This is a genomic window from Arenimonas oryziterrae DSM 21050 = YC6267, from assembly GCF_000420545.1.
GTDB classification, from domain to species: domain Bacteria; phylum Pseudomonadota; class Gammaproteobacteria; order Xanthomonadales; family Xanthomonadaceae; genus Arenimonas; species Arenimonas oryziterrae.
Window position 1 is genome coordinate 513418 of sequence record NZ_ATVD01000001.1, and the last position, 26860, is coordinate 540277.

Annotated in this window: 41 protein-coding genes, 4 tRNA genes and 1 pseudogene; 7 read left to right on the forward strand and 39 right to left on the reverse strand. The window is 64.0% G+C overall.

What is annotated here, in order from left to right:
* Window positions 1–10: 10 nt before the first annotated feature.
* From rpsD to lolB, 36 genes and pseudogenes are all read right to left on the reverse strand, one after another.
* Window positions 11–640 (reverse strand): 30S ribosomal protein S4, encoded by a 630-nt coding sequence (gene rpsD, locus G467_RS0102540; protein WP_022968162.1) that lies wholly within the window; start codon window positions 638–640, stop codon window positions 11–13.
* Window positions 641–660: 20 nt separating this feature from the next.
* Window positions 661–1050, reverse strand: a complete 390-nt coding sequence (gene rpsK / locus G467_RS0102545) for a 30S ribosomal protein S11 (RefSeq protein ID WP_022968163.1) — start codon at window positions 1048–1050, stop codon at window positions 661–663.
* Window positions 1051–1059: 9 nt separating this feature from the next.
* Window positions 1060–1416, reverse strand: coding sequence for a 30S ribosomal protein S13 (gene rpsM / locus G467_RS0102550; protein ID WP_022968164.1), 357 nt, complete (start codon window positions 1414–1416; stop codon window positions 1060–1062).
* Window positions 1417–1712: 296 nt separating this feature from the next.
* Window positions 1713–2978, reverse strand: a pseudogene (secY, locus tag G467_RS0102555) (preprotein translocase subunit SecY); the annotation flags it as partial.
* A 106-nt stretch (window positions 2979–3084) separates the two neighbouring features.
* Window positions 3085–3522 carry a 50S ribosomal protein L15 gene (gene rplO / locus G467_RS0102560; RefSeq protein WP_022968166.1) on the reverse strand — a complete coding sequence of 146 codons (438 nt, stop codon included), beginning with the start codon at window positions 3520–3522 and terminating at the stop codon, window positions 3085–3087.
* Window positions 3523–3542: 20 nt separating this feature from the next.
* Entirely contained in the window at window positions 3543–3725 is a 183-nt protein-coding gene (gene rpmD, locus G467_RS0102565; protein WP_022968167.1) for a 50S ribosomal protein L30, read from the reverse strand.
* Window positions 3718–4239, reverse strand: coding sequence for a 30S ribosomal protein S5 (rpsE, locus tag G467_RS0102570; RefSeq protein WP_022968168.1), 522 nt, complete (start codon window positions 4237–4239; stop codon window positions 3718–3720). Before rpsE ends, rpmD begins: the two co-directional genes overlap by 8 nt.
* Window positions 4240–4380: 141 nt before the next feature.
* Window positions 4381–4734, reverse strand: a complete 354-nt coding sequence (rplR, locus tag G467_RS0102575) for a 50S ribosomal protein L18 (protein WP_022968169.1) — start codon at window positions 4732–4734, stop codon at window positions 4381–4383.
* Between the two features lie 33 nt (window positions 4735–4767).
* Window positions 4768–5295 (reverse strand): 50S ribosomal protein L6, encoded by a 528-nt coding sequence (rplF, locus tag G467_RS0102580; protein WP_022968170.1) that lies wholly within the window; start codon window positions 5293–5295, stop codon window positions 4768–4770.
* Between the two features lie 15 nt (window positions 5296–5310).
* Window positions 5311–5706 carry a 30S ribosomal protein S8 gene (rpsH, locus tag G467_RS0102585; protein WP_022968171.1) on the reverse strand — a complete coding sequence of 132 codons (396 nt, stop codon included), beginning with the start codon at window positions 5704–5706 and terminating at the stop codon, window positions 5311–5313.
* 65 nt (window positions 5707–5771) lie between these two features.
* A complete protein-coding gene (rpsN, locus tag G467_RS0102590; RefSeq protein ID WP_022968172.1) occupies window positions 5772–6077 on the reverse strand; it encodes a 30S ribosomal protein S14 in 306 nt (101 codons plus the stop codon).
* Between the two features lie 17 nt (window positions 6078–6094).
* Entirely contained in the window at window positions 6095–6637 is a 543-nt protein-coding gene (rplE, locus tag G467_RS0102595; protein WP_022968173.1) for a 50S ribosomal protein L5, read from the reverse strand.
* Between the two features lie 11 nt (window positions 6638–6648).
* Window positions 6649–6963, reverse strand: coding sequence for a 50S ribosomal protein L24 (gene rplX / locus G467_RS0102600; protein ID WP_022968174.1), 315 nt, complete (start codon window positions 6961–6963; stop codon window positions 6649–6651).
* Window positions 6964–6978: 15 nt separating this feature from the next.
* Complete coding sequence (rplN, locus tag G467_RS0102605; protein ID WP_022968175.1) at window positions 6979–7347, reverse strand: 50S ribosomal protein L14; 369 nt, start codon at window positions 7345–7347, stop codon at window positions 6979–6981.
* A gap of 12 nt (window positions 7348–7359) precedes the next feature.
* Window positions 7360–7623, reverse strand: a complete 264-nt coding sequence (gene rpsQ / locus G467_RS0102610) for a 30S ribosomal protein S17 (RefSeq protein ID WP_022968176.1) — start codon at window positions 7621–7623, stop codon at window positions 7360–7362.
* 9 nt (window positions 7624–7632) lie between these two features.
* A complete protein-coding gene (rpmC, locus tag G467_RS0102615) occupies window positions 7633–7818 on the reverse strand; it encodes a 50S ribosomal protein L29 (RefSeq protein ID WP_022968177.1) in 186 nt (61 codons plus the stop codon).
* Window positions 7818–8231, reverse strand: coding sequence for a 50S ribosomal protein L16 (gene rplP, locus G467_RS0102620; RefSeq protein WP_022968178.1), 414 nt, complete (start codon window positions 8229–8231; stop codon window positions 7818–7820). The genes rpmC and rplP overlap by 1 nt, the downstream gene beginning before the upstream one ends.
* A gap of 6 nt (window positions 8232–8237) precedes the next feature.
* The gene (gene rpsC / locus G467_RS0102625) at window positions 8238–8939 is read right to left on the reverse strand and encodes a 30S ribosomal protein S3 (RefSeq protein ID WP_022968179.1); all 702 of its coding nucleotides are present in this window, start codon (window positions 8937–8939) and stop codon (window positions 8238–8240) included.
* Window positions 8940–8950: 11 nt separating this feature from the next.
* Window positions 8951–9292 carry a 50S ribosomal protein L22 gene (rplV, locus tag G467_RS0102630; protein WP_022968180.1) on the reverse strand — a complete coding sequence of 114 codons (342 nt, stop codon included), beginning with the start codon at window positions 9290–9292 and terminating at the stop codon, window positions 8951–8953.
* Window positions 9293–9303: 11 nt separating this feature from the next.
* Entirely contained in the window at window positions 9304–9576 is a 273-nt protein-coding gene (gene rpsS / locus G467_RS0102635) for a 30S ribosomal protein S19 (RefSeq protein ID WP_022968181.1), read from the reverse strand.
* 6 nt (window positions 9577–9582) lie between these two features.
* Entirely contained in the window at window positions 9583–10410 is an 828-nt protein-coding gene (rplB, locus tag G467_RS0102640) for a 50S ribosomal protein L2 (RefSeq protein WP_022968182.1), read from the reverse strand.
* 10 nt (window positions 10411–10420) lie between these two features.
* The gene (rplW, locus tag G467_RS0102645) at window positions 10421–10714 is read right to left on the reverse strand and encodes a 50S ribosomal protein L23 (RefSeq protein ID WP_022968183.1); all 294 of its coding nucleotides are present in this window, start codon (window positions 10712–10714) and stop codon (window positions 10421–10423) included.
* Window positions 10711–11316, reverse strand: coding sequence for a 50S ribosomal protein L4 (gene rplD, locus G467_RS0102650; RefSeq protein WP_022968184.1), 606 nt, complete (start codon window positions 11314–11316; stop codon window positions 10711–10713). Before rplD ends, rplW begins: the two co-directional genes overlap by 4 nt.
* 11 nt (window positions 11317–11327) lie before the next feature.
* Window positions 11328–11966, reverse strand: a complete 639-nt coding sequence (gene rplC, locus G467_RS0102655) for a 50S ribosomal protein L3 (protein WP_022968185.1) — start codon at window positions 11964–11966, stop codon at window positions 11328–11330.
* Between the two features lie 10 nt (window positions 11967–11976).
* A complete protein-coding gene (gene rpsJ, locus G467_RS0102660) occupies window positions 11977–12288 on the reverse strand; it encodes a 30S ribosomal protein S10 (protein ID WP_022968186.1) in 312 nt (103 codons plus the stop codon).
* A gap of 244 nt (window positions 12289–12532) precedes the next feature.
* The gene (tuf, locus tag G467_RS0102665) at window positions 12533–13723 is read right to left on the reverse strand and encodes an elongation factor Tu (protein ID WP_022968187.1); all 1191 of its coding nucleotides are present in this window, start codon (window positions 13721–13723) and stop codon (window positions 12533–12535) included.
* A gap of 64 nt (window positions 13724–13787) precedes the next feature.
* A tRNA-Thr gene (locus G467_RS0102670) sits at window positions 13788–13863 on the reverse strand.
* A 46-nt stretch (window positions 13864–13909) separates the two neighbouring features.
* Window positions 13910–13983, reverse strand: a tRNA-Gly gene (locus G467_RS0102675).
* 27 nt (window positions 13984–14010) lie between these two features.
* Window positions 14011–14096 (reverse strand) — tRNA-Tyr (locus G467_RS0102680).
* A gap of 71 nt (window positions 14097–14167) precedes the next feature.
* Complete coding sequence (gene ychF, locus G467_RS0102685) at window positions 14168–15259, reverse strand: redox-regulated ATPase YchF (RefSeq protein WP_022968188.1); 1092 nt, start codon at window positions 15257–15259, stop codon at window positions 14168–14170.
* Between the two features lie 91 nt (window positions 15260–15350).
* A complete protein-coding gene (gene pth, locus G467_RS0102690; protein WP_022968189.1) occupies window positions 15351–15935 on the reverse strand; it encodes an aminoacyl-tRNA hydrolase in 585 nt (194 codons plus the stop codon).
* 48 nt (window positions 15936–15983) lie between these two features.
* Window positions 15984–16670, reverse strand: a complete 687-nt coding sequence (locus G467_RS0102695) for a 50S ribosomal protein L25/general stress protein Ctc (protein WP_022968190.1) — start codon at window positions 16668–16670, stop codon at window positions 15984–15986.
* Between the two features lie 96 nt (window positions 16671–16766).
* On the reverse strand, window positions 16767–17723 hold the full coding sequence (locus G467_RS0102700; RefSeq protein WP_022968191.1) for a ribose-phosphate diphosphokinase: 957 nt from the start codon (window positions 17721–17723) through the stop codon (window positions 16767–16769).
* Window positions 17724–17772: 49 nt separating this feature from the next.
* Window positions 17773–17849 (reverse strand) — tRNA-Gln (locus G467_RS0102705).
* The gene (gene ispE, locus G467_RS0102710) at window positions 17848–18732 is read right to left on the reverse strand and encodes a 4-(cytidine 5'-diphospho)-2-C-methyl-D-erythritol kinase (protein WP_026802297.1); all 885 of its coding nucleotides are present in this window, start codon (window positions 18730–18732) and stop codon (window positions 17848–17850) included. The genes G467_RS0102705 and ispE overlap by 2 nt, the downstream gene beginning before the upstream one ends.
* Complete coding sequence (lolB, locus tag G467_RS0102715) at window positions 18729–19382, reverse strand: lipoprotein insertase outer membrane protein LolB (RefSeq protein ID WP_022968192.1); 654 nt, start codon at window positions 19380–19382, stop codon at window positions 18729–18731. Before lolB ends, ispE begins: the two co-directional genes overlap by 4 nt.
* An 89-nt stretch (window positions 19383–19471) precedes the next feature.
* Here lolB and hemA point away from each other — a divergent pair, with 89 nt between their 5' ends.
* From hemA to ppk2, 5 genes are all read left to right on the forward strand, one after another.
* Window positions 19472–20743 (forward strand): glutamyl-tRNA reductase, encoded by a 1272-nt coding sequence (hemA, locus tag G467_RS0102720; RefSeq protein WP_022968193.1) that lies wholly within the window; start codon window positions 19472–19474, stop codon window positions 20741–20743.
* Complete coding sequence (gene prfA / locus G467_RS0102725) at window positions 20721–21806, forward strand: peptide chain release factor 1 (protein ID WP_022968194.1); 1086 nt, start codon at window positions 20721–20723, stop codon at window positions 21804–21806. The genes hemA and prfA overlap by 23 nt, the downstream gene beginning before the upstream one ends.
* On the forward strand, window positions 21803–22255 hold the full coding sequence (locus tag G467_RS0102730; RefSeq protein WP_022968195.1) for a GNAT family N-acetyltransferase: 453 nt from the start codon (window positions 21803–21805) through the stop codon (window positions 22253–22255). The genes prfA and G467_RS0102730 overlap by 4 nt, the downstream gene beginning before the upstream one ends.
* Complete coding sequence (gene moaB / locus G467_RS0102735) at window positions 22252–22773, forward strand: molybdenum cofactor biosynthesis protein B (protein ID WP_022968196.1); 522 nt, start codon at window positions 22252–22254, stop codon at window positions 22771–22773. Before G467_RS0102730 ends, moaB begins: the two co-directional genes overlap by 4 nt.
* 107 nt (window positions 22774–22880) lie before the next feature.
* On the forward strand, window positions 22881–23660 hold the full coding sequence (gene ppk2 / locus G467_RS0102740) for a polyphosphate kinase 2 (protein WP_022968197.1): 780 nt from the start codon (window positions 22881–22883) through the stop codon (window positions 23658–23660).
* A 17-nt stretch (window positions 23661–23677) separates the two neighbouring features.
* Here the strand turns inward: ppk2 and G467_RS0102745 are convergent, their stop codons facing one another.
* Genes G467_RS0102745 through G467_RS0102755 form a run of 3 tightly spaced genes read right to left on the reverse strand, consistent with a single transcriptional unit; the run spans window position 23678 to window position 25829 of the window.
* A complete protein-coding gene (locus G467_RS0102745) occupies window positions 23678–23947 on the reverse strand; it encodes an acylphosphatase (RefSeq protein ID WP_022968198.1) in 270 nt (89 codons plus the stop codon).
* Window positions 23944–24540: a TlpA family protein disulfide reductase gene (locus tag G467_RS0102750; RefSeq protein ID WP_022968199.1), complete on the reverse strand. Its 597-nt coding sequence runs from the start codon at window positions 24538–24540 to the stop codon at window positions 23944–23946. The genes G467_RS0102745 and G467_RS0102750 overlap by 4 nt, the downstream gene beginning before the upstream one ends.
* A complete protein-coding gene (locus tag G467_RS0102755; RefSeq protein WP_425386816.1) occupies window positions 24537–25829 on the reverse strand; it encodes a YihY family inner membrane protein in 1293 nt (430 codons plus the stop codon). The genes G467_RS0102750 and G467_RS0102755 overlap by 4 nt, the downstream gene beginning before the upstream one ends.
* 63 nt (window positions 25830–25892) lie before the next feature.
* On the opposite strand from G467_RS0102755, the gene wrbA reads away from it, so the two are divergent.
* Both wrbA and G467_RS0102765 read left to right on the forward strand, forming a co-directional pair.
* Window positions 25893–26483, forward strand: coding sequence for an NAD(P)H:quinone oxidoreductase (wrbA, locus tag G467_RS0102760; protein WP_022968201.1), 591 nt, complete (start codon window positions 25893–25895; stop codon window positions 26481–26483).
* A complete protein-coding gene (locus tag G467_RS0102765) occupies window positions 26480–26845 on the forward strand; it encodes a DUF2069 domain-containing protein (protein WP_022968202.1) in 366 nt (121 codons plus the stop codon). Before wrbA ends, G467_RS0102765 begins: the two co-directional genes overlap by 4 nt.
* Window positions 26846–26860: the final 15 nt, after the last annotated feature.

Sequence of the window (26860 nt, forward strand, 5' to 3'; positions counted from 1 at the left end):
TCCTGAAGAATTACTTCGAGTACAACTCGACGATCAGCGCTTCGTTGATGTCCGAAGGCAGGTCGGCGCGATCCGGAACCGACTTGAACACGCCGGAGAATTTCTTGGCGTCGACTTCGCACCAGCCGGGGACGAGGTCCATCTGCTGGGCGAGGTTCAAGGCTTCCTGCACGTTCAAATGCTTCTGCGCGCGCTCGGAAAGCTGGATGCTGTCGCCGGCCTTGACCTGGTAAGACGGCAGATTCACCGGCTTGCCATTGACCAGCACGCCCTTGTGGGACACGAGCTGGCGGGCCTGGGGACGGGTCACCGCAAAACCCATGCGGTAGACGACGTTGTCGAGGCGCTGTTCAAGCATCTGCAGCAGCGTTTCGCCGGTGTTGCCCTTCTTGCGGGCAGCCTTGGCGTAATAGCCGCGGAACTGACGCTCAAGCAGACCGTAGATGCGCTTGACCTTCTGCTTCTCGCGAAGCTGGGTGGCGTAGTCGGACAGTTTGCCCTTCTTGGCCACGGGACCGTGCTGACCCGGCTTCTGCTCGAGCTTGCACTTGGAATCAATCGCGCGCGCCGGGCTCTTGAGGCTGAGGTCAGCCCCTTCGCGACGGGCGAGCTTACAGGTAGGACCGATATAACGTGCCATGTGAGTGCTCTCCTAACCCTTTAGACGCGGCGCTTTTTCGGCGGCCGGCACCCGTTGTGCGGGATCGGGGTCACGTCGATGATGTTCATGATCTTGTAACCGACGGCGTTCAGCGAACGCACGGCGGACTCGCGGCCCGGACCCGGACCCTTGATACGCACTTCCAGGGTCTTCACGCCGTAGTCGAGAGCGGCCTTGCCGGCCTTCTCGGCCGCGACCTGCGCGGCGAACGGAGTGGACTTGCGGGAACCGCGGAAACCCGCGCCACCCGAAGTCGCCCAGGAAAGGGCATTACCCTGACGATCAGTGATCGTCACGATGGTGTTGTTGAAAGAAGCATGGACGTGGGCGATACCGTCGGTGACGATGCGCTTGATCTTCTTCTTTGCCTTGACGGCCGGCTTGTTCATAGGACGCCCTTACTTCTTGATGGCTTTGCGCGGACCCTTACGGGTGCGGGCATTGGTGCGGGTGCGCTGGCCACGCAGCGGCAGGCCGCGGCGGTGACGCAGGCCGCGATAGCAACCGAGGTCCATCAGGCGCTTGATCGAGATACCGATCTCGCGACGCAGATCGCCTTCGACCACGAACTTGGCCACTTCCGAACGCAGCTTGTCGACTTGCGCTTCGGTGAGGTCGCGAATCTTGACGGACGGGGTGACCCCGGCCGATTCGCAAAGCAGCTTCGACCGGGTACGGCCGATGCCATAAATACTCTGCAGGCCTACCCAGACATGCTTCTGGACAGGCAGGTTGACACCCGCGATGCGCGCCATGAGGCGATCTCCAACAAATTAGTGAGCGCAGTGAATCGAAAAGTATAGCAAGGCTTCGGGTTTTTTAGAAGCCCCCGGGACCTGGGTCCCGGGAGCCCGGCATGGGGAGTGTGCCCATGCTCCGGCGACAAGCCGGTGTTTGCCCGGGGGCCCCGAGAGGCCTGACCAGACGCCCCGCGCTACTCCAGCGCAGGAACGGAACACCGGCTCACCCGCGCGCGAAGCCGCCGCACGAGTCGCCCTTTGTTGTGGCCCTGGCCGCGACGGAGACCGTCACGGGGACCACGCTTTGCGGCTTAACCCCGGGCGAGACCGCCGCGGGAGCCACCTTTCAAATTCGCCTTCTTCATCAGGCTCTCGTACTGATGAGACATCAGGTGAGCCTGGACCTGGGCGGTGAAATCCATCACCACCACAACAACGATCAGCAGGGAGGTGCCGCCGAAGTAGAACGGAACCTTCAAGCCCGCGCGCAGGAACTCCGGCAGCAGGCAGACCAGCACCAGGTACAGGGCGCCGATCAGGGTCAGACGGGTCATAACCGCGTCGATGTATTCGCCGGTCGCCTTGCCCGGACGGATGCCCGGAATCAGCGCGCCCGACTTCTTCAGGTTCTCGGCCGTTTCCTGCGAGTTGAAGACCAGGGCGGTATAGAAGAACGCGAAGCCGATGATCATCACGGCGTACAGCAGCATGTGCAGCGGCTCGGCCGGGGCCAGCGCCTGCGACACGGTCTGCAGGGTGCGATACATCGTGCCCTGCCAGCCTTCGGCGGCATTGGCATTGGTGCTGAACCAGGTCGACAGCGTCGACGGGAACATGATCAGGCTCGAAGCGAAGATCGGCGGGATGACGCCGGCCATGTTCAGCTTCAGCGGAAGGTGCGAGCTCTGGTTCATGTAGCCCTGGCGACCGCCCTGGCGACGGGCGTAGTTCACCGTGATCTTGCGCAGTCCCCGCTCCATGTAAACCACGAAGTAGGTCACGCCAAGAATCAAAGCCAGGATGATGAACACGACGATCACGTCAATGTCGCCGTTGCTCACCTGAGTCAGCGTCGTATAGGCCGCCGACGGCAGGCTGGCGACGATGCCGGCGAAGATGATCAGCGAGACGCCGTTGCCGATGCCGCGCTCGGTGATCTGCTCACCCAGCCACATCAGGAACATCGTGCCGGTGGTCAGCGCGACGGTCGCGGTCAGGACGAAACCGATGCCCTGGTCGTAAGCCACGCCCTGCTTCTGCAGCGCAGTGGCGATGCCGAACGACTGGACGACGGCGAGAACCACGGCGAAATAGCGCGAGTACTGCGTGAGCTTGCGACGGCCACTCTCGCCCTCGCTGCGCAGCGCCTTCCAGGGACCGTAAATCTGGCCCATCAACTGGATGATGATGGACGCGGAAATGTAGGGCACCACGTTCAGCGCGAACAGGCTGAAGCGGTGGAGGGCGCCACCGGAGAACATGTTGAACATGTCCACGATGGTGCCTTCCTGGGCCTTCATGACTTCAAGCAAGCGTTCCGGATTGATGCCCGGCACCGGGATGTAGCTGCCGATGCGATAGACGATCAGTGCCAGCAGGACAAACGTCAGCCGTTGACGGAGCTCGGTATATTTGCCGAGCCCACCCAGGGCCTTTGCTGCGGAATTGGCTTGCGACAAGGTATTACTCCGTCAGACTGCCGCCAGCGGCTTCGATCGCGGCCTTGGCGCCGGCCGTTGCGAGCACGCCCTTGAACACGAACTTCTTGGTCAGCTCGCCCTTCTTGACGATCTTGGCCTGCTTGGCGTTCGCCGGGACCAGCTTGGCGGCGCGCAGAACGGCGAAATCGATCTCGGACACGTCGAGCTTGTCGAGCTGGTACAGCAGGACTTCGGCGGTGTCGTTCTTCAGCTTGGAGCGGAAGCCGACCTTCGGAAGACGCTTGTACATCGGCATCTGACCGCCTTCGAAGCCGGCCTTGATCTTGCCCTTGCCCGAACGCGCGAACGAACCCTTGTGACCACGGCCAGCCGTCTTGCCGAGGCCGGAACCGATACCGCGACCGACGCGAACGCGGTCCTTGCGGGCGCCGGGAGCCGGCTTGAGAGTATTGAGTTTCATCTGTTATCTCCTCGGTGCGCTCAGGACTCGACGCGGACCAGGTAGTGCAGCTGGTTGATGAGGCCGCGAACCTGCGGGGAATCCTTCAGTTCACGCACATCGTTGATTTTGTTCAGGCCCAGAGCCTTCACCGACAGGCGATGACGGGCTTGGCAGCCGCGCAGACCCTTGACGAGGCGGACTTTGACGGTCTTATCAGCCATGGAAAATCTCCTCGACCTTCTTGCCGCGCTTGGCAGCGATGCGGGCCGGCGACTGCATGGCCTCGAGGCCCTTGACGGTCGCGCGCACCAGGTTGATCGGGTTACGCGAGCCGACGGCCTTTGCCAGCACGTTCTTCACGCCGACGGCTTCGAGGACAGCGCGCATCGCGCCACCGGCGATGACGCCGGTACCTTCGGAAGCCGGCATCATGAAGACGCGGGCGGCGCCGTGGCCGGCCTTGACCGGATGCCACAGGGTGCCTTCGTTGAGGTCGACATTGACCATCGCCTTGCGGGCGTATTCCATCGACTTCTGGATGGCGACCGGGACTTCACGGGCCTTGCCATAACCGAAGCCAATCTTGCCGGCGCCGTCGCCCACCACCGTCAAAGCGGTGAAGGTGAACTGGCGGCCGCCCTTGACGGTCTTGGAGACGCGGTTGACCGCGACCAGCTTCTCGATGAAGCCGTCGTCGCTTTCGCCGCGATTGCGATCGCGTTCGTTGCTGCTCATATGACGTTCCTAAGGTTTGTTTACTTACGGCTTTCGCCGCTTATCGTTGTATGACACGGGTGGGACCGGAACGGCCCCTTTTCAATCCCGTGGCGTGCTGCGTGTAGCGTGAAGCGAGCCCCGGCAATCGCCAGGAAACTCTTAGAACTGCAGACCACCCTCGCGGGCGGCTTCGGCCAGGGCCTTGATGCGGCCGTGGTAGCGGTAACCCGAGCGATCGAAAGCGACCTTCTCGATACCGGCAGCGCGGGCGCGTTCGGCGATCAGCTGACCGACCTTTGCCGCGGCGTCCTTGTTCTTGTTGCCCTTGAGGCCGTCCGACACTTCCGACTGCAGGGTGGAGGCCGAAGCCAGCACCTTGGAGCCGTCGGCGGTGAACACCTGGGCGTAGATGTGCTGGCCGGAGCGCAGCACGGACAGACGCGCCACGCCCAGATCGCGGATATGCGAACGGGTGGTCTTGGCGCGACGGAGACGGGCGATGTTCTTTTCCATGGTTTTCTGCCTCGAGGAAGCTGAAGAGCCCAATTAGGCCTTCTTGGCTTCCTTCATGATGATCTTTTCGCCGGAGTAACGAATGCCCTTGCCCTTGTACGGCTCAGGCTTGCGATACGCGCGGATCTTGGCGGCGACTTCGCCGACGAGCTGCTTGTCCGTACCCGAGACCAGAATTTCGGTCTGGGTCGGCGTCGCCAGCGTGATGCCTTCCGGCGCCACGTACACGGTCGGGTGGGAGAAGCCCAGGCTCAGACTCAGATCCTTGCCCTGCATCGCAGCACGGTAACCGACGCCGACCAGCTCGAGCTTGCGGCTGAAGCCTTCGGACACACCGGTGATCATGTTGGCGAGGATCGCGCGGACGGTGCCGGCCATCTTCATGTCGTCGAGATTCGCGGCGCCCAGCTGGACGACGCCGTTGTCGACGCTGAGGTCGACGCCGGCCGGCTTGGCCAGGGTCAGCGTGCCCTTCGGGCCCTTGACGGTCAGGATGCCGTTGGCGTCCTTGATCTCAACGCCCTTGGCGAGGTTGATTGGTTTCTTTGCAACGCGGGACATGGATGCGTGCTCCTATCAGGCCACGAGGCAGATGACTTCGCCGCCCACGCCCGCAGCGCGGGCCTGGCGATCGGTCATCAGACCCTGGGAGGTGGAGATGATGGCCACGCCGAGTCCGGCGAGGATCTTGGGCAGGTCGTCCTTGCCGCGATAGTTGCGCAGGCCCGAACGCGAGACGCGCTCGAGGCGCTCGATCACCGGACGGCCTTCGTAATACTTCAGCGCAATTTCGAGCTTGGCCTGTGCGCCCTCGCCCGTCTTGCGGATGTCGCCCACGTAGCCTTCGCTACGCAGCAGCTCGGCGATCGCCAGCTTCAGTTTGGAAGCAGGCATGGAAACCTGCGGTTTGCCGACGGCGAGCGCATTCTTAATGCGCACCAGCATGTCGGCGATAGGATCAGTCATGCTCATGATTGCTTACCTGTAATTTAGGTTGGCAGCACCGATATCCGCGAATCCCTGAAGGGGATCGGCGGTTACCAGCTGGCCTTGCGGAGGCCGGGCACGTCGCCATTCATCGTGGCTTCGCGCAGCTTGTTACGGCCGAGGCCGAACTTGGCGTACACACCGCGCGAGCGGCCGGTGAGTGCGCAACGGTTGCGAACGCGGCTGGGCGACGAATCGCGCGGCAGCTTCTGCAGTTTTTCAGCGGCAGCGATCTTGTCCTCGTAGGACGCGGTCGTGCTGGAAATGGTCTTCTTCAGCTCGGCACGCTTGGTAGCGTGCTTGGCGACGAGCTTCTTCCGCTTGATATCGCGGTTCACCATCGAGGTCTTGGCCATGATCGTTATCCTGGATATCAGTTGCGGAACGGGAAGTTGAACGCTTCGAGCAGAGCCTTCGCTTCGGCATCGGTCTTCGCCGTCGTCGTGATGGCGATATCCATACCGCGCATCGCGTCAACCTGGTCGAAATCGATTTCCGGGAAGATGATCTGTTCCTTGACGCCCATGTTGTAGTTGCCGCGACCGTCGAACGAGCGGCCCGACACACCACGGAAGTCGCGGACGCGCGGCAGCGAGATGCTGATCAGGCGGTCCAGGAATTCGTACATCTTGGCGCGGCGCAGGGTGACCTTGCAGCCGATCGGCCAGCCGTCACGGATCTTGAAGCTCGCCACCGAAACGCGCGCCTTGGTGGTCACCGGCTTCTGGCCGGCGATCTTGGCCATATCGGCCACGGCGTTTTCGAGGATCTTCTTGTTGCCCACCGCCTCGCCCACGCCCATGTTGAGCGAGATCTTGGTGATGCGCGGAACCTGCATGATGTTGTCGTAGCCGAACTTTTCCATCAGCTTCGGGACAACGGTTTCTTTGTAGATTTTTTCGAGACGGGTGCTCATCACATCATTCCTCAGGCGTCGATCGCCTCACCGCTCGAGCGGAACACACGCACTTTGCGTCCATCCTCGAGCACCTTGAAACCAACGCGTTCACCCTTGCCGGAGCCGGTGTTGAACAGCATGACGTTGGAGATATGGATCGGCGCCTCACGCTCGACGATGCCGCCAGCCTGACCGGCCTGCGGATTCGCCTTGGTGTGACGCTTGATGATGTTGATGTTCTGCACGACGACCTTGTCGCCGGCAACACGAACAACTTCACCCTTCTTGCCTTTGTCGGCACCGGTGATCACGATCACCTGGTCGCCCTTGCGGATACGGTTCATAGTTTTTTCCTTCGCTCAGAGCACTTCGGGTGCGAGCGAGACGATCTTCATGAACTTCTCGGAGCGCAGCTCACGGGTAACGGGCCCGAAGATGCGGGTGCCGATCGGCTCCTGCTTGTTGTTGAGCAACACGGCAGCGTTGCCATCGAAACGGATCAGCGAACCATCGGCACGGCGCACGCCCGAACGGGTGCGGACAACGACGGCGTCGTAGACCTCGCCCTTCTTGACCTTGCCGCGCGGGATCGCATCCTTGACGGTCACCTTGATGATGTCGCCAATGTGCGCGTAACGACGCTTGGAGCCGCCGAGCACCTTGATGCACATCATTTCCTTGGCGCCGGAATTGTCAGCGGCGTCGAGGTAGCTCTGTACCTGGATCATGGTCGGGACTCCTTACTTACCAGCGCGGGTGATGACTTCCACCACGCGCCAGTTCTTGGTCTTGGACAACGGGCGGCATTCGGTCACGCGGACGACATCGCCTTCGTTGCAGGCATTGTCTTCGTCGTGGGCGTGCAGCTTGGTCGAGCGGCGCAGGTACTTGCCGTACAGCGCGTGCTTGACCTGGCGCTCCACGAGCACGGTCACCGTCTTGTTCATCTTGTTGCTGACAACGCGGCCTTCGACCGTGCGCAGCTGGGTTTCGTTCTGGGTCATGGCTCGCCCTTACTTCTTCGCGGTCAACAGGGTGTTGACGCGAGCGATCTCGCGGCGAACCCGGTTGATGTCATGGGTCTTGGCCAGCTGGCCCGTCGCCTTCTGCATGCGGAGCGAAAACTGCTCCTTGTGCAGATCCAACAGGTGGGCCTGGAGATCGGCCGCCGACTTCTGACGCAGTTCTTTAAGTTCCATTAGCGCACCGTCCGGACCACGAAGGTGGTCTTCACAGAGAGCTTGGCGGCGGCAAGGCGGAACGCTTCGCGCGCCGTCTCTTCCGGAATGCCCTCGATTTCATAAAGCATGCGACCCGGCTGGATCGGAGCCACCCAATATTCCACGTTGCCCTTACCGGCGCCCATTCGGACTTCGATCGGCTTCTTCGTGATCGGCTTGTCGGGGAACACGCGGATCCACAGCTTGCCGCCACGCTTCACATAGCGGCTGACGGTGCGGCGAGCCGCCTCGATCTGACGCGCGGTGAGCTGACCGTGCTGGGTAGCTTTCAGGCCGTACTGGCCGAAGCTCACTGCAGCGGCGCTCCAGCTCAGGCCATCATTGCGGCCCTTGAATACCTTGCGGTACTTGGTTCGTTTCGGTTGCAACATGTTGGCTTACCTCGGGTCGCGGGCCGGACGGGCCGGACGCTCGTTGCGCTCTTCGGGCTTTTCCTGGCCTACCTGGGAGAAGTCGAAGACTTCGCCTTTGTAGATCCAGGTCTTGACGCCGATGATGCCGTAGGTGGTCAGGGCCTCAGCGAAGCCGTAGTCGATGTCGGCGCGGAGGGTATGCAGAGGCACGCGGCCTTCGCGGTACCACTCCGAGCGGGCGATCTCGGCGCCATTGAGGCGGCCGGCGACGTTGACCTTGATGCCGAGGGCACCGAGGCGCATCGAGTTGCCGACGGCGCGCTTCATCGCGCGGCGGAACATGATGCGACGCTCGAGCTGCTGGGCGATCGACTCGGCCACCAGCTGCGCGTCGAGCTCGGGCTTGCGGACCTCCGCGACGTTGATGTGCGCCGGAACGCCCATCAGATCGGAGACTTCCTTCTTCAGCTTCTCGATGTCCTCGCCACGCTTGCCGATCACGACGCCCGGCCGGGCGGAGTGAATCGTCACGCGCGCCGTGTTGGACGGACGCTCGATCAGGATCTTGGAGATGCCCGCCTGGGCCAGCTTCTTGCGCAGCATCTCGCGGACCTTGAGGTCGGCAGCGAGGTACTGGGCGTACTGGCGCTTATTGGCGAACCACTTGGAGTTCCAGTCCTTGGCGATGCCAAGGCGGATACCGGTCGGGTGTACTTTGTGACCCATAGTCCTAGTCCTTAGCCTTTCTTGCCAGAGCCCACCACCACAGTGATGTGGCTGGTGCGCTTGAAGATTTGCGTGCCGCGGCCCTTGGCGCGGGCCATGAAGCGCTTCAGGATCGGGCCTTCGTCGACGGTGATACCGACGACCTTGAGCTCGTCCACGTCGGCGCCGTTGTTGTTCTCGGCGTTGGAGGTGGCGGAGTACACGATCTTGTAGATGATGTGCGCCGCTTTCTTGTCGCTGAACTTCAGCAGGTTGAGCGCGCGGGCGACCGGCAGGCCACGCACCTGGTCGGCGACCAGGCGGGCTTTCTGCGGCGAAGTACGCACCGAGCGGAGGATGGCTTTAGCTTCCATGGTCCGATTCCTTACTTGCCGCCGGCTTTCTTGTCGCCACCGTGACTTTTGAAAGTCCGGGTGACGGCAAATTCGCCGAGCTTGTGGCCGACCATATTCTCGTTCACGAGAACGGGGATATGGACCTTGCCGTTGTGGATGGCGATGGTGATACCCACCATTTCCGGAAGGATCATGGAGCGGCGCGACCAGGTCTTGATCGGCTTCTTGCTGCCCTGGGCGGCCTCCACCTTCTTGATGAGGTGGTGGTCGACGAACGGACCTTTCTTAAGTGAACGTGCCATGACCTATCAACCCCTGCGATCGCGCACGATGAACTTCTGCGTGCGTTTGTTGTGGCGAGTCTTGTAACCCTTGGCCGGCGTGCCCCACGGCGAAACCGGGTGCGGATTGCCCTGGCCAGCCTTGGCTTCACCACCGCCGTGCGGGTGATCCACCGGGTTCATCGCGGCGCCGCGGACGGTCGGCTTGATACCGCGCCAGCGCTTGGCGCCGGCCTTGCCGAGCTTCTCGAGGTTGTGCTCGACGTTGCCGACTTCGCCAATGCTTGCGTTGCAGTCGACCGGAACCTTGCGCATTTCGCCGGAGCGGAGACGTAGGGTCGCGTAGCCGGCATCGCGAGCGATCAGCTGGGCGCCAGCACCGGCCGCACGGGCCAGCTGCGCACCCTTGCCGGGCTTCATTTCGATGCAATGCACGGTCGAACCGATCGGCATGTTGCGCAGCGGCAGGGTGTTACCGACCTTGATCGGCGCGTCCTTGCCAGCGATCACCTGATCGCCCTGGGCCAGGCCCTTGGGAGCGATGATGTAGCGGCGCTCGCCGTCGGCATAGCACAGCAACGCGATGTGCGCGGTGCGGTTCGGGTCATATTCGATGCGCTCGACGCGCGCCGGAATGCCTTCCTTGTCACGCTTGAAGTCGATCAGGCGATAAGCCTGCTTGTGACCACCACCGATATGACGGGTGGTGATGCGACCGTGGTTGTTACGACCGCCGGTCTTGGGTTTTTTCTCGACGAGCGATTCCAGCGGGCCGCCCTTGTGCAGGCCGGCGGTGGAAACGCGCACCATGGCGCGGCGGCCAGGCGAAGTCGGTTTGAAAGTCATCAGTGCCATGGGTCGTACCTTAGGCCTTGGCCGTCACGTCGATCGTCTGGCCTTCGGCCAGCCGAACGTATGCTTTACGCCAGTCGCCACGACGGCCAGCGCGGAAACGGAAGGTCTTGCTCTTACCCTTCACGTTCAACACGTTGACCGACTCGACCTTGACGTTGAACAACGACTCAACGGCGGACTTGATGTCGCCCTTGGTCGCTTCCTTCGCCACTTCGAAGACGTACTGGTTGATTTCCTGAATCCGGGCGGTCTTTTCAGACACGCGCGGGGCGCGGATCACGTTGAGAAGTTTCACGTTGCTCATGCCAGCCACTCCTCGACTTTCTTGACCGCATCGGCGGTCATGACCACGTGTTCTGCACCGACCAGGGCTGCCGGGTCGATACCCTGCACGTCGCGAACCTGCACATACGGAATGTTGCGGGCAGCGAGATACAGAGCGTCGGAACCATTTTCGGTAACGATGAGCGGACGCATCGACAGGCCCATCTCGGTCAGCTTGCTGACGAGAACCTTGGTCTTGCCTTCGGCGACGTCGAATTCCTCGACGACCGAGAGGCGGCCCTGGCGGTTGAGCTCGGAGAGGATCGCGCAGAGGGCGCCGCGGTACATCTTGCGGTTGACCTTCTGGGCGAAGCTGCGCGGACCGGCGGCAAACGTAACGCCACCACCGATGAAGATCGGGGCGCGATAGTCACCGTGACGTGCGCCGCCACCCTTCTGCTTCTTGAATTTTTTGGTCGTGCCCGAGACTTCCGAGCGCGTCAGCTGAGCCTTGGTGCCCGAACGGCCGGCGTTGCGGAAAGCAACGACCACCTGGTGCACGAGATCCCGGCTGAATTCGCGGTCGAAGACGCTATCGGAGACCGACAGCTTCTTCCCGCTTCCAATGACGGCGAGTTCCATGTGTTAACTCCTCAACCCTTGGTGCCAGGACGAACGACGACGTTGCCGCCCGGCGCACCCGGCACAGCGCCCTTGATGGCGATCAGGCCGCGCTCGGCGTCCACTTTGACCACTTCAAGGTTCTGCGTACTCTGATTCACGGCGCCCATGTGGCCCGACATCTTCTTGCCCGGGAACACGCGGCCCGGCGTCTGGCGCTGGCCGATGGAGCCCGGCGAACGATGCGACAGCGAGTTACCGTGCGTGGCATCGCCCATCTTGAAGTTCCAGCGCTTGATCGTGCCCTGGAAGCCCTTGCCCTTCGTGACGCCCTGCACGTCGACGATCTGGCCGACAGTGAAGATGTCCGCCTTGATCTCGGCGCCGACGACGAAGTTGCCAAGATCCTTGGCATCGACGCGGAACTCCCACAGACCACGACCGGCTTCGACCTTGGCCTTGGCGTAGTGGCCGGCCAGCGGCTTGCTGACCAGCACGGCGCGCTTGGCACCGGCAGTCACCTGCACGGCGCTATAGCCGTCGGTTTCAGCAGTCTTGATTTGGGTAATGCGATTGGGGCTTGCTTCGATCAGCGTCACCGGGACGGAACGACCGTCATCGGTGAAGACTCGACTCATGCCGGCCTTGCGGCCAATGATTCCGATAGTCATGTCCGTCACCTCAGGTCAGCTTGATCTGGACATCGACGCCGGCCGCCAACTCAAGCTTCATGAGGGCGTCAACGGTCTTGTCGTTGGGATCGACGATGTCGAGTACACGCTTGTGGGTGCGGGTCTCGTACTGGTCGCGAGCGTCTTTGTCGACGTGCGGCGACACCAGGACGGTGTAGCGTTCGATCTTGGTGGGAAGCGGAATCGGGCCGCGCACCTGCGCGCCGGTCCGCTTGGCCGTTTCGACGATTTCGCTAGCCGAACGATCGATCAGACGATGATCGTAGGCCTTCAGCCGAATTCGGATTTTTTGATCCGCCATGGCGAATATCCTTTCGTTTAAAGAGCGCCGGGAACAGGAACGTAGGCCCTGTTCCCCGTTAAAAAAGCACGATGGGCCGTGTGTGGCCCACCGAGTCGGAAAGTATAGAACGTGTTAAATGGCCCTGTCAATTGACCGGGCCGTTTTTTTCGCTCCATTCCCTTCCTGGGAAACGAACACGAGGCGCATCCTGCCCCTCATTTCGTATTTGAGGCCGCCCAAGGGGGCGGCCGGTGCCGCTATCTTACTTGATGACCTTGGCCACCACGCCGGCGCCGACGGTACGGCCGCCTTCGCGGATCGCGAAGCGCAGACCTTCGTCCATCGCGATCGGCGCGATCAGGTTCACCACCATCTTCACGTTGTCGCCCGGCATCACCATCTCGACGCCTTCCGGCAGCTCGCACGCGCCGGTCACGTCCGTCGTGCGGAAGTAAAACTGCGGGCGGTAACCCTTGAAGAACGGCGTATGACGGCCACCCTCGTCCTTCGACAGGACGTAGATCTCAGCCTCAAACTCGGTGTGCGGCGTGATCGAACCCGGCTTGCAAAGAACCTGGCCGCGCTCCACGTCGTCACGCTTGGTGCCGCGCAGCAGCAGACCGGCGTTGTCGCCCGCCTGACCCTGGTCCAGCAGCTTGCGGAACATTTCCACGCCCGTGACCGTCGTCTTCACCGTCGGCTTGATGCCCACGATCTCGATTTCGTCACCGACCTTGATGATGCCGCGCTCGATACGGCCCGTGACCACCGTGCCGCGACCCGAGATCGAGAACACGTCTTCCACCGGCATCAGGAACGCCTTGTCCACGTCGCGCTGCGGCTCCGGGATCCAGGTGTCCAGCGCTTCCACCAGCTTCAGGATCGACGGCACGCCGATCGGGCTCTGGTCGCCTTCCAGCGCCGAACGCGCCGAACCGGTCACGATCGGGGTGTCGTCGCCCGGGAAATCGTACTTGCTCAGCAGCTCGCGGACTTCCATCTCCACCAGCTCCAGCAGCTCCGCGTCGTCCACCAGGTCCGCCTTGTTCAGGTAGACCACGATGAACGGCACACCGACCTGGCGCGCCAGCAGGATGTGTTCGCGCGTCTGCGGCATCGGGCCGTCCGCGGCCGAGCACACCAGGATCGCGCCGTCCATCTGCGCCGCACCCGTGATCATGTTCTTCACGTAGTCCGCGTGACCCGGGCAGTCAACGTGCGCGTAGTGGCGCGTCGGCGACTCGTATTCCACGTGGGCGGTCGAAATCGTGATACCGCGCGCCTTCTCTTCCGGCGCCGCGTCGATCTGGTCGTACGCCTTGAACTCGCCGCCAAACCGCTCCGCGCCGATCTTCGTCAGCGCCGCCGTCAGCGTCGTCTTGCCGTGGTCAACGTGGCCAATCGTGCCGACGTTCACGTGCGGCTTGGTGCGTTCGAATTTGCCCTTGGACATTGCGATTACCCGGTGAATTCAAGTTTTTTTGGGATCCGCTCCGCGACAGCGGAACGGGGAAAGGTGGTGCTCATGACTGGAATCGAACCAGCGACCTCTTCCTTACCAAGGAAGTGCTCTACCGACTGAGCTACATGAGCAACGATGTGTGGTGCGGTGCCGCGTATTGCAAGTTCAACGATTCAATGGAGCGGGAGACGGGAATCGAACCCGCATGATCAGCTTGGAAGGCTGAAGTTCTACCATTGAACTACTCCCGCGCTTACATCAATCCACTGACGCAAAACTGGTGGAGGGAGGTGGATTCGAACCACCGAAGGCGTAAGCCAGCAGATTTACAGTCTGCCCCCGTTGGCCGCTTGGGTATCCCTCCACAAGGGAGCCCGTAATTTTCGCGGCCAAGACGACAAATGTCAACGACCGGTTCACAACGATCGCCGAGACTCAGACGTTGAAGCGGAAATGCAGGACGTCGCCCTCCTGGACCACGTATTCCTTGCCTTCCAGGCGCAGACGGCCGGCCTCGCGGGCCCCCGCCTCACCCTTGAACTTGATGAAATCGTCGTAGGCGATGGTCTCGGCGCGGATGAAGCCCTTCTCGAAATCGGTATGGATCACCGCCGCCGCCTGGGGCGCGGTCGCGCCCTTGAGCACCTGCCAGGCACGGACTTCCTTCACGCCGGCGGTGAAATACGTCTGCATCCCCAGCAAGGCGTAACCGGCCCGGATGACGCGGTTCAGGCCGGGCTCGGCCAGCCCCATCTCGGCCAGGAACTCGGCCCGGTCGGCGTCCTCGAGCTGGGACAGCTCCTCTTCGATCGCCGCACTGACCGGCACCACCTGGGCGCCTTCGGCCTGGGCGCGGGCCCGGACCTTGTCCAGATGCGGGTTGTTCTCGAAGCCGTCATCGAGGACGTTGGCGACGTACATGACCGGCTTGAGCGTCAGCAGGAACAGGTCGCGGACGACCGCCTTGTCTTCGGCAGACAGGCCCAGGGCGCGCGCGCAGGTACCTTCGTTCAGTCCGGCGCGCAGGCGGGCCAGGACTTCTTTTCGCACGATGGCGTCCTTATTGCCGGCTTTTGCCTCTTTTTCGGCGCGGTTAAGCGCTTTTTCGACGGAGTCGAGATCGGCCAAAGCCAATTCGGTGTCGATGGTCTCGATGTCGGAAATAGGATCGATCTTGTTGGCAACATGAACGATATCGTCGTTCTCGAAGCAACGGACCACATGCGCGATCGCGTCGACTTCACGGATGTGGGCCAGGAACTTGTTGCCCAGACCCTCGCCCTTGGACGCGCCCGCCACCAGGCCGGCGATGTCGACGAACTCGAACGAGGTCGGGATCAGCTTCTGCGGCTTCACGATTTCGGCCAACTGGTTCAGACGCGGATCCGGCACCGGAACGACGCCGGTATTGGGCTCGATCGTGCAGAACGGGAAGTTGGCCGCGGCAATGCCCGCCTTGGTCAGCGCGTTGAAGAGAGTGGATTTGCCGACGTTCGGCAAACCGACGATGCCGCATTTGATGCCCATGTGATTCCTAGTGTGGATGGACCGCCAGCGGCGGCCAATCTGGAGCGGATAGCGCACAGGGGTCTGGACAGACCACTCTGCGTTGCCCGCTCTAGCGTTCCTTCGGGGTGTGCAGCTGCTTCATCGCGTCGTTGAAATCCCCCGCGACCGCCAGAGGCATCACCGCCATGGCCTCGTCGATGGCCCTCAGGATCGAAGCCTCGTCGTCGCGCCCCGGCCGGCCGAGCACCCACGGCGTCACCTTGTCCTTGTGACCCGGATGCCCGATACCCACGCGCAGGCGATGGAAGCGCCCGTGACCCAGATGCTGGACGGTGTCGCGCAGACCGTTCTGCCCGCCATGTCCGCCGTCGAATTTCAGTCGCGCCGTTCCTGGCGCAAGGTCGAGCTCGTCATGTGCGAGCAGGCATTCTTCCGGCTCGATCTTCCAGTACCGCAGCGCCGCCACGACCGAGCGTCCGCTGAGATTCATGAACGTCGCCGGCTTCAGCAGCCACACCGACTGCCCATCGACATGGATCTTCGCGGTCTCGCCATGCAGCTTGGATTCGAGACCGAAACGCGCGCCGTATTTTTCTGCGAGCGCGTCAATAAACCAGAACCCGGCGTTGTGCCGGGTCCGGGAGTGTTCGGCACCGGGATTGCCCAGTCCGACGATGAGGCGAAGTCCAGCCATGGAAGAACCGATCCGGCGGCGCAGCCAAGCCGCGCCGCCAGATGCGGATTACTTCTTCTTCGGCGCCGGAGCCGCCGCCGGAGCAGCCGCTGCCTTGGCCGACTTGGTCGAGGGCACCTCGGCAACCGCGGCCGGAGCGACTTCCTCGGCCTCTTCCTTGGCGTGCTTGGCGATGACGATCGCCAGGTCGTGTTCTTTGCCAAGCTTGAGGGTCGGAAGCGAGACGCCGGCCGGCAGCTTGATTTCGGACAAGTGCATGATCGCGCCGATCTCGAGAGCCGACAGGTCGACTTCGATGAACTCCGGCAGATCCTTGGGCAAGCAGACGACGGTGATTTCGTTGAGCTCGTGGGTGACCACGATGCCCGCGGTCTTGCCGGCCGGCGACTTTTCCTGGTTCAGGAAGTGCAGCGGAACGTTGAAGCGGATCGCTTCGTTCTCGTCCACGCGCTGGAAGTCCAGGTGCATGATCTGCTGCTTGAACGGATGGCGCTGCATGTCACGCAGCAGGACCTTCTGCACCTTGCCGTCGACCGTCAGGTCGAGGATCGAGGAGTAGAACCACTCGTTCTGCGTGGCCAGCCAGAGCGGGTTGTGGTCGAGCTGGATGCTTTCCGGCACGCCCTTGGCGCCGTAAACGATGGCCGGCACGTGACCGCTGGTACGCAGGCGGCGGCTCGCACCTTTGCCTTCGTCCTTGCGGCTGGTAGCCGTGATGATGTGGGTAGTAGCCATTTTCGTATTGCCTTCTTCAGTGATGAGCCGCCTCGCGGCGACGTTGCCACTCACCCGCGACCAGGTGAGCGTTTTGGAGCGGGAATCGCTCCGGGTTCAGTCCACGTAGAGCGTGCTGACCGACTCGCCCACCGCGATGCGGCGGATCGTTTCGGCCAGCAGCTCCGCCACGCTCAACTGGCGGATGCGGCCGCTGGCGCGGGCCGCGTCCGACAACGGAATCGTGTCGGTGACCACCAGCTCGTCGAGCTGGGAGCCGGTGATGTTGTTGATCGCCGCGCCCGACAGCACCGGGTGGGTGCAGTAGGCGACGACTTTCTTCGCGCCGTGCTGCTTGAGGGCAGCCGCGGCAGCGCACAGCGTTCCGGCAGTGTCGACGATGTCGTCGACGAGGACGCAGGACTTTCCTTCCACGTCACCGATGATGTTCATCACCGTGGCGACGTTCGCACGCGGACGACGCTTGTCGATGATCGCCAGCTCGGCGTCGTCGAGGCGCTTGGCGATTGCTCGCGCGCGCACCACGCCGCCGACATCGGGCGAAACCACGATCAGGTTGTCCGTGCCCTGGCTGCGCCAGATATCGGCGAGCAGCAAGGGCGACGCATACACGTTGTCCACCGGCATGTCGAAGAAACCCTGGATCTGCTCAGCATGCAGGTCCACCGTCAGCACGCGGTCGGCACCGACGACCGAAAACATCTTTGCTGCGACCTTCGCCGTGATCGGCACGCGCGCCGAGCGCGGGCGACGATCCTGACGGGCGTAGCCGAAGTACGGCACGACCGCGGTGACCGAAGCGACCGAGGCGCGCTTGAGCGCGTCGATGAGCACGAGCAGCTCCATGAAATGCTCGGCGGTCGGCGCGCTCGTGGACTGGATCACGAAGGCATCCTGGCCACGCACGTTTTCTTCGATCTCGACCTGCACTTCGCCGTCGGAGAACTTGCCGACCAGCGCCTTGCCCATCGGCACCCCGAGCTGGCGGCACACGGCCTGCGCCAACGGACGGTTGGCGTTGCCGGAGAAAACGAGCAGATTCTGCTTGCTCATGTGCAGCGTTCCCAAGTTGGCGTGACGACGGATGCATCGGTATCGCGGATGGCAGGGGCGGTAGGATTCGAACCTACGGATGCCAGGATCAAAACCTGGTGCCTTGGGCCACTTGGCGACGCCCCTACACGGTTTGCTGCTGGTTTCCGAAGGCGGCCAGACACCGGTGCAATGGTGAGACCTGCGCACCCGCCACGACCCACGACCGGAGGCCGTCGGGCAATTGCGATTGCACGGCGTCGGCCGCCGCCTGCGTGTCCAGACGCAGGAAACAACCGCCGCCGGTTCCGGTCAGGCAGGCTTGGCCGTGCTGCGAGAGCACCGTGAGCACCCGGTCAATCCGAGGCTCCAGGCGACGCAACACCGGCTCGAAGGCATTGCCGAGCGCGGCTCCAGAAACGAAGTCGACTATTGTCGCCGGGGCGGCATCCCGGGTCAATTCAGGGGCTTGGAACAAATCGCCGGTCGGCACCGACACGCCGGCATCGACCAGCAGGTACCAGGCGGCCGGAAGCACGATCGGCGTCAATACCTCGCCCACCCCTTCGGCCCAGGCGTTGTTCCCGCGCACGAACACCGGGACATCGGCTCCCAGCTGCAGCCCGAGGGCCGCCAGCGCCTCCCCGTCCAGACCGGTCCGCCACAAGTGGTTGAGCGCGACGAGCACCGTCGCGGCATCGGACGACCCACCACCGAAACCACCCCCGGTCGGAATGACCTTTTCGACGGAAATGTCTGCGCCTTGGCTACATTTTGATACAGAACGAAGCAACTTGGCGGCCCGAACGACCAGGTCATCGGCCTCAGCCACCCCGTAGTCCGAGCCCGGCGCCCGTGAGATCAGCCCATCAGGGCGAACCCGCAAACGCACGGCATCGCCCCAGTCCAGCAGCTGGAAAACGGTCTGCAGCCGGTGATACCCGTCGGGCCGTCGGCCCAGGATGCGCAGGAACAGATTGAGCTTGGCCGGTGCGGGCCAGCGGCTCCAGCCTTCGGGGTCGACCGTCATGGCACGGACCAGGCCTCGATCACCAGCCGGACGCTGGCATCGCCCTGTTTGGCAAAGACTTTCAGCGGCCGCGGCGGTGCCGCACGGTCCCAGGCGCGATATTCGACGGCCCAGTCCTGCTGCACCAGGGTCGCCGGCAGGCCCTGTGCGTCATACGTCATCGCGGCGTCTCCGGACGCCCGCGCGCCGCGCACCCAGTCCTGCATCGCGACCACGGGAATGCGCCAGCCGGTCGCCTCGAGCAACAAGGCTTCGGCATCCGTGCCTTCTCGAACCCCACCCTCCAGCCCCTCGAGGCGGACACGCCCCGCCTCGCCCAACAGGCGCCAGCTTTGTCCGGTGATCGGGGCGGAAAGACGGATTTCGAAATTCTCGCCGCGCTGCTGCCACGCGATGCGACCGCTGCCGCCGTCCTTGCCGCGGCTCAGCGCCACGCGGCCGCTGAAGCTCCAGTCGGGCTGCGTGGACAAGCCGGCTTCGCGTACCGATTGCGCCGCCTCGTCGTTCGCCCCGGGCGCGCGGACCGCGACCGGCGCACAAGCGACCAGCACCAGCAAGAGCGAGGCGGAGACCAGCCCGCGACACGCCGTCGAAAACGTCGAGCGCGCGCGACAGCGCCGGGCGAAGAAGGGGAATTTGCGTTCGATCATGGGCTAGGCGGCGAGAACGGCTAAAATGGTGGCCGGATCCACAGCAGAGCCCAGCGCCGCGAGAGCTTACCGCATCGCCGCAAGCCCCCATGCCCCTGATCGCCCTCGGCCTCAATCATCAGACCGCCCCGCTCGCCTTCCGCGAACGGGTCGCGATCGATGGCGGGCAAATGCCGGACGCGCTGGCCGCGTTGCGCGGGGTGGACGGCGTCGAGGAAGCGGCCTTGCTGTCGACCTGCAATCGCACCGAAATCTACGCGCAAGTCGCCGAAGGCAAGGAAGCCGGCGTTGCCGTGTGGCTGGCCGAACACCACCAGCTGACCCCGGAAGCGCTGTCGGGCTATCTGTATCAGCACAGCGACGACGCGGCGGTGCGCCACCTGTTCCGCGTCGCGACCGGCCTCGATTCGCTGATCCTCGGCGAGCCGCAGATCCTGGGCCAGGTGAAGGACGCGTGGCAGGCCGCGCGCGATGCGAAGGCCTTGCGCAGCCCGCTCGACCGCCTGTTCCAGCAGACCTTCGCCGTCGCCAAGCGCGTGCGCACGGACACGCGCATCGGCGCGCATCCGGTGTCGGTCGCGTTCGCGGCGGTACGGCTGGCGCGCCAAACCTTCACCGATCTCGAACGCGCCACGGTCATGCTGATCGGTGCCGGCGACACCATCGAACTCGCGGCACGCCATCTCGTCGACGCGAAGGTACAGCGCCTGCTCGTCGCCAACCGCACCCCCGAACACGCGCAGGCGCTCGCGACACGACACGGCGGGTACGCCCTGCCTCTGTCCGAACTGTCGCGACATCTTCCCGAAGCCGACATCGTGATCTCGGCCACTGCCAGCCGCGAACCGATCCTGCGCCGCGACGCCGTGCAAGCGGCACTGCGCACCCGCAAGCACAAGCCGATGTTGCTGCTCGATCTCGCCGTCCCGCGCGACATCGCACCGGATGTCGCCACTTTGGCGGACGTCTACCTGTACACCGTCGACGACCTCGAGCAGGTCATCGAGGAAAATCGCGCCTCCCGTCGCGAAGCCGCGCAGCAGGCTGAAGCCATCATCGAGCTGCAGGTCGAGCACTACATGGCCTGGTGGCGCGCGCAGGGCCGGCAGGACACGCTGCGCCAGCTGCGCACGCGCGGCGAAAACGAACGCGACCGCGCGCTCGCCGATGCCCGCGAGCAACTCCAGCGCGGGCAGGATCCGTCGGACGTGCTCGAGCGTCTCGCCCACCAACTCACCAACCGCCTGCTGCATGCGCCGTCCACCGCGCTGCGCCAGGCCGCGCTCACCGGCGACGCCGAGCTGCTGCGCGCCGCCGAACGCCTCTACGACAGCGACGATGACTCCAAGCCTGCGGCGTAAGCTCGAAGCCCTGGCCGAGCGCCACGAAGAAGTCGGCCGCCTGCTCGCCGAACCTTCGGTGTTGGCCGACAACAAGCGTTTCCGTGATCTCTCGCGCGAATTCGCCCAGCTCGATCCGGTCGTCAAGGCGCTCGCCGACTACGACCAGTCGCAGTCCGACCTCGCCGCTGCACGCACGATGCGCGAAGACCCGGAGATGCGCGAGCTGGCCGATGAGGAAATTCCGGCGATCGAGGCGCGCATCGCGGCACTCGATGTCGACCTGGGCCTGCTGCTGATCCCGAAAGACCCGCGCGACGACGGCAACCTGTTCCTGGAAGTGCGCGCCGGCACCGGTGGCGACGAAGCGGCGATTTTCGCCGGCGACCTGTTCCGCATGTATGCCCGTTACGCCGAACGCCAGCGCTGGAAGCTCGAGATTGAATCGTCCAGCCCCGGCGAGCACGGCGGCTACAAGGAAATCGTCGCGCGCATCGAAGGCCGCGGCGCGTATTCGAAATTGAAATTCGAATCCGGCACGCACCGCGTGCAACGCGTGCCCGACACCGAAACGCAGGGCCGCATCCACACCTCGGCCGCGACTGTGGCGATCCTGCCCGACTATGAAGAAGTCAGCGAGGTCGTGATCAACCCCGCCGATCTGCGCGTCGACACGTATCGCAGCTCCGGCGCCGGCGGCCAGCACGTCAACAAGACCGAATCGGCCATCCGCATCACCCACTTGCCCAGCGGCATCGTCGTCGAGAACCAGACCGAGCGCTCGCAGCACGCCAACCGCGACAAGGCGATGCAGCGACTCAAAGCCGCCCTGCTCGAAGGCGAACGCGCGAAAGCGGAAGCCGCCACCGCCGCCTCGCGCCGTTTGCAGGTCGGCAGCGGCGATCGCAGCCAGCGCATCCGCACCTACAATTTTCCGCAGGGCCGCATCACCGACCACCGCGTCGAAGGCCTGACCTTGTACGACCTGCCCAATGTGATCGCCGGCGACCTGGATGAACTGGTCGAACGACTGACGCGCGAACACCAGGCCGACGAACTCAAGCTGTTGACGGAGGCGGCATGAGCCTGATCGTTCGTCGCATGACCGCCGACGACGTGGCGCAGGTCGCGCCGCTGTTCGACGGTTATCGGCGCTTCTACGGACAGGCTTCGGATCTTGCGCTTGCCGAACGTTTTCTGCGCGAGCGGCTCGAGCGCGCGGAAAGCATCGTGCTGTTCGCCGAGCGCGAGGGCGCGGCCCTGGGCTTCACGCAGCTGTATCCGATTTTCTCCTCGGTCGGCGCCGATCGCGTGTGGCTGCTCAACGATCTGTATGTGGCCGCCGAGGCGCGACGCCTGGGCGTCGGCGAAGCCCTGCTGACGGCTGCGCGCGATGTCGGCCGCGAGACCGGCGCGTTGCGCCTGGTGCTGGAAACCACGCGCGACAATCTGATCGCACAAGCGCTGTATCGGAAACTGGGCTGGATCGCCGATGCGACCCAGTGGTTCCACCTGCCCCTGAGGGATCGATGACCGCCGCGACCGACTTCCAGGCCCTGCGCCTTTGTGTGCTCACCGTGTCGGACTCGCGCACGGCCGACAACGACACCTCCGGCGACTTTCTCGTCGATGCGCTGACGGACGCGGGGCATCGCCTGCTCGACCGCGCGATCCTGCGCGACGACAAGTACCGACTGCGCGCCCAGGTCTCGGCCTGGATCGCCGACGAGGAATGCGACGGCATCCTGGTCACCGGCGGCACCGGCTTCACCGGCCGCGATTCCACTCCCGAAGCCCTGCTGCCCCTGCTCGACAAGGAAATGCCGGGTTTCGGCGAGATGTTCCGCGCCTTGAGCTACGAAGACATCGGCACGTCCACGCTGCAATCCCGCGCCTTCGCCGGCCTGGCCAACGGCACTTTTCTCTTCTGCCTGCCCGGCTCGACCTCGGCCTGCAAGACCGGCTGGGAAAAACTCATCCAGCCGCAACTCGACGCCCGCACCAAACCCTGCAACCTCGCCAACTTGCGTCCGCGGTTGCGCGAAAGCTGAGGCTGGCGCTCTGATTCTGAGCCTGGGTTCCGCGTGACCGGGTCAGTGACTTTGCCCCATGCCTGTACGACACTGCCCCCTGCCCTGTCGATGACGGATACGCGCCCATGAGCAAGCTCAAGAAGAAAGAGTACGCCGACGAACTCGAGGGATTGCAGGTCGAGCTCAACCGCATGGCGCGCTGGTTGCAGCACTCCGGCAAGCGCGTGCTGGTCATCGTCGAGGGGCGCGATACCGCCGGCAAGGGCGGCGCGATCAATGCGATCGCCGATTGCCTGAGCCCGCGCCAGTGTCGCGTCGTCGCTCTGAGCAAACCCAGCGAACGCGAGCAGGGCCAGTGGTATTTCCAGCGCTATCTGGCGCATCTTCCCGCCGCCGGCGAGATCGTCCTGTTCGACCGCAGTTGGTACAACCGTGCGGGCGTCGAGAAGGTCATGGGCTTTTGCACGCCGGCGCAGACCGCCGCGTTCCTCAAGCAGGTGCCGGTGCTGGAAAAGCAGCTCGTCGACGACGGCATCCTGCTGTTCAAGTACTGGCTGGCGGTTGACCAGGCCGAGCAGGAGGAGCGCTTCGCCGAGCGGCAGGCCGATCCACTCAAGCGCTGGAAACTGTCGCCGATCGACATCAAGGCCCGTGAGAAGTACGCCGACTACGGCAAGGCCCGCGACGAGATGTTCGCCGCCACGCACAACAAGATCGCCCCGTGGACGGTTGTGGATTTCAACAGCCAGAAACGCGGGCGCCTGAACCTGATTCGCGACCTGCTCGACCGCCTGCCCGACACCAAGACGCCGGAAACGAAGATCGTGTTCCCGCCGCTCAAAGGCAAGCCGGGCGTCGAGAAATACACGGGCCCGGTCAAACCGATCAAGGGCAAGTACGACTGAAAGACGCCGCACGCGAATCAGGCGGTGTGGAATCCCGGCGACACGGGAATTTCGTCCAGATCCTCGCGCGCGACGTGCTCCACATCGGCATGCGGCGGCCCCTGCCACAGCCAGCGCTCCAGCAGCGCGATCGATTCCGGCGCGCCGATCGCAAGCACTTCCACGCTGCCGTCGGCGAGGTTCTTGGCGATGCCGTCCAGACCCAGTTCCAGCGCGCGCTCGCGCGTCGCGCCGCGAAACCACACGCCCTGGACCGTGCCCCTGACGATGAAGCGTGCGGCGTTCATGTCGACGCGGGCAGCACCTTGCCGTATTCGTCCATCGCCCGGGTGATCTCCTGCGACGTGATCGGCCCGAGGAATTTCTTCGCGACCTTGCCGTCGGGCGCGATGAGATAGGTCATCGGCAATCCGCGCGGCGTATCGAAATCTGCCGGCGGGTTGTAGACGTCGAGCACGGCGATCGGATAGTGGATGACGTGCTCCTCGAGAAACGCCTCCATGTCCGCGCGCTCGATTTCCTCGTAGGCCAGGCCGATCACGCTGACGTCATCGCGCTCGAGGTCGAAGGCATCGAGGTCGGGAATTTCCTTCAGGCAGGGCGTGCACCAGGTCGCCCAGAAATTCACCACCACCCAGTGTCCCCGCTGCGTGGCGAGGTCGAATTTGCCGTGCGTAAACGTGTCGACTACCAGCGTCGGCATCTCCGGCTTGGCGGCGGGCGGCGGCGTTGGCGCGACGGCAGGCGTCGCCGGCGTCTGCGCGACGGGCGCCGCCGGTGCGGCGGGCGCGGCGGGCTGATCGCCGGCCGGCGCGCACGCGGCCAACGTCAACAAACCCAACGCGGCAAGGCGGCGGAGCGCCCCGGAAGCAATGATCATGGCGTGTCGTCCTTGGAAGTGGCGCTGAAAAAACTGCCGACGCTGCGCTGCAAGGGATCCTTGAGCGGCTCGCGCAGATGATTGAGGGCTTTTTCGGCCGCGCGGCCGATCGCATCGTGGCGCGCGGGCAGCGGCAGGTCGGCTGCCGGAATGCGCAGCGACATGCCTTCGTACAACTCGCCGAGCGTCACCGTGTCCAGATCGCGCGCGAGCAGCCAGCCGCCCAACTCGCTGCGCTGGACGATGTTCATCTCCGACAAGGCCGACAACATGCGTTGCAGGTGATCGTCGGTCAGGCTGGCTTCGCGGCTCTGGATCTCCTGCAGATGCAGCACCGCGCCGCTCGGACGGCATTCCGCCAGGCGGCCGAGCAGGCGCAGCAGTCCGTACAGCTCGGCTCCGGGGCTCAAGCGCAAGGCGCGCGGCTGATAGCGGAACGCCGACAAGGACGCCGCCACCGACGCCCCCAGCAGCATCACCAACCAGCTGCTGTAGAGCCAAATCAGGAAGATCGGCAGCACCGCCAACGCGCCGTAGAGTTGTTCGTACGAGGCATTGCGCAGATAGACCGCGAAACCCCATTTGAGCCACTCGAACAACGTCGTCGCGAGCACGCCGCCCGCGAGCGCGAAACGCAGGGGCACGCTGCGATGCGGAATCAGCCAGTACGCCAGCGTGAACGCCGCGAATTCCAGCAGGGTCGGCAGATAGAAGAGCAGGTGCTGGGTCAGGTTCTGTGCTTCGACGCCGGACAGGGCCGGAATCGCGAACAGCGCCGAGGTCGAGGCCAGGGCCGACACCATCAGCAAGGTGCCCAGGGTCAGCAGCGTCCAGTACATAAGGAAGCGCGTCAGCCGCGGCCGCGGCGAGGGCACGCGCCAGATCCGGTTGAAGGTGCGCTCGATGCTCCACATCGTCAGCAGCACCGATACCAGCAATGCACCTACGCCGGTCGCGGTGAGTTCCTTGGCGCTGGCGGCGAAACCATGCAGGTACTGCTCGATGACCCGCGCCGAGGACGGCAGGAAGTTGGAGAACACGAAGTCGGTCAACTTCACCGTCCAGCTGTCGAACACCGGGAAGGCCGACAGCACGACGAACACGACGGCCGAAAACGGCACCAGGGCAAACATGCTCGTATACGCGAGCGCGCCGGCCGACTCGAAGCAGCGATCGTCGAGGAATCGTTTGAGCAGGAAGCGGGAAAAGGCGGCGACCCGCTCGCGATCGATGCGGACAAACCAGCGCCGGAGGGTATCGATGAAGGTCATGGCCGAAGGGTAACGCATGCCACGCGGGGATGCCCTATCGCGCGGCATCGGCTAGGCTGGCGGCCTCGAGGAGAGTTGGGCATGAGCGAAATCCTGATCCTGTACTACAGCCGCGGCGGCTCCGTGGCGCAGCTCGCCCGGCAAATCGCACGGGGCGTCGAAGAGGCCGGCGGGGTCGCGCGACTGCGCACCGTGCCTGCGGTCGCGCCGCTCACGCAGGTCGCGGCACCGGCGGTGCCGGACGATGGGGCGCCCTATGTCGAAAAGCAGGACCTGGCCGACTGCGCCGGCGTGATCCTCGGCAGTCCGACCCGCTTCGGCAACATGGCCGCGCCCTTGAAGCATTTCATCGACACGCTAGGGGCCGAATGGGCGAGCGGAACCCTGGTCGGCAAGGTCGGCGCGGTCTTCACCTCGACCGCGACGATGCACGGCGGTCAGGAATCGACCCTGCTCTCGATGATGACGCCGCTGCTGCATCACGGGCTCATCATCGTCGGCATTCCGTTCACCGAATCGCGGCTTTCGTCGACGACCTCGGGCGGCTCGCCCTACGGCGCAAGCCACGTCGCGGGCAGCGACGACCGGGCACCGCTCAGCGACGACGAGAAACATCTGGCGCGTGCGCTCGGGCGCCGGGTTGCCGAAACCGCGCGGAAGCTGCAGCCGTGAGCCTGTCCAAGCGATATGCCGCCCTGGGCATTCTCGCTCTGCTCGCCCTGCAGTGGTTGTGGCATGCGCAGCTGATGCCGCCGGAACGCGCCGATCGTTTCGTGGTCGCTGCCCTGTTTTCGCTGCCGATCCTGCCGGCGGCGACGCTGGTACTGCTGCGTCATCGCCAGGCGGCGTATTGGGGCGGCATCGCCGCCCTGCTGTATTTCAGCCACGGCATCATGGAAACCTGGTCGGCCCCGGGCGCCTGGCCGCTGGGGCTGACCGAAGCGGCCCTGTCGGTCTGGGTCGTCGTCGCCGGCAGCTGGGAAGGCATGCAGGCCCGCTTCAACAAGCCGAAGCCGCCGCCGACAAACGTATAATGCGGCGCGCACGGC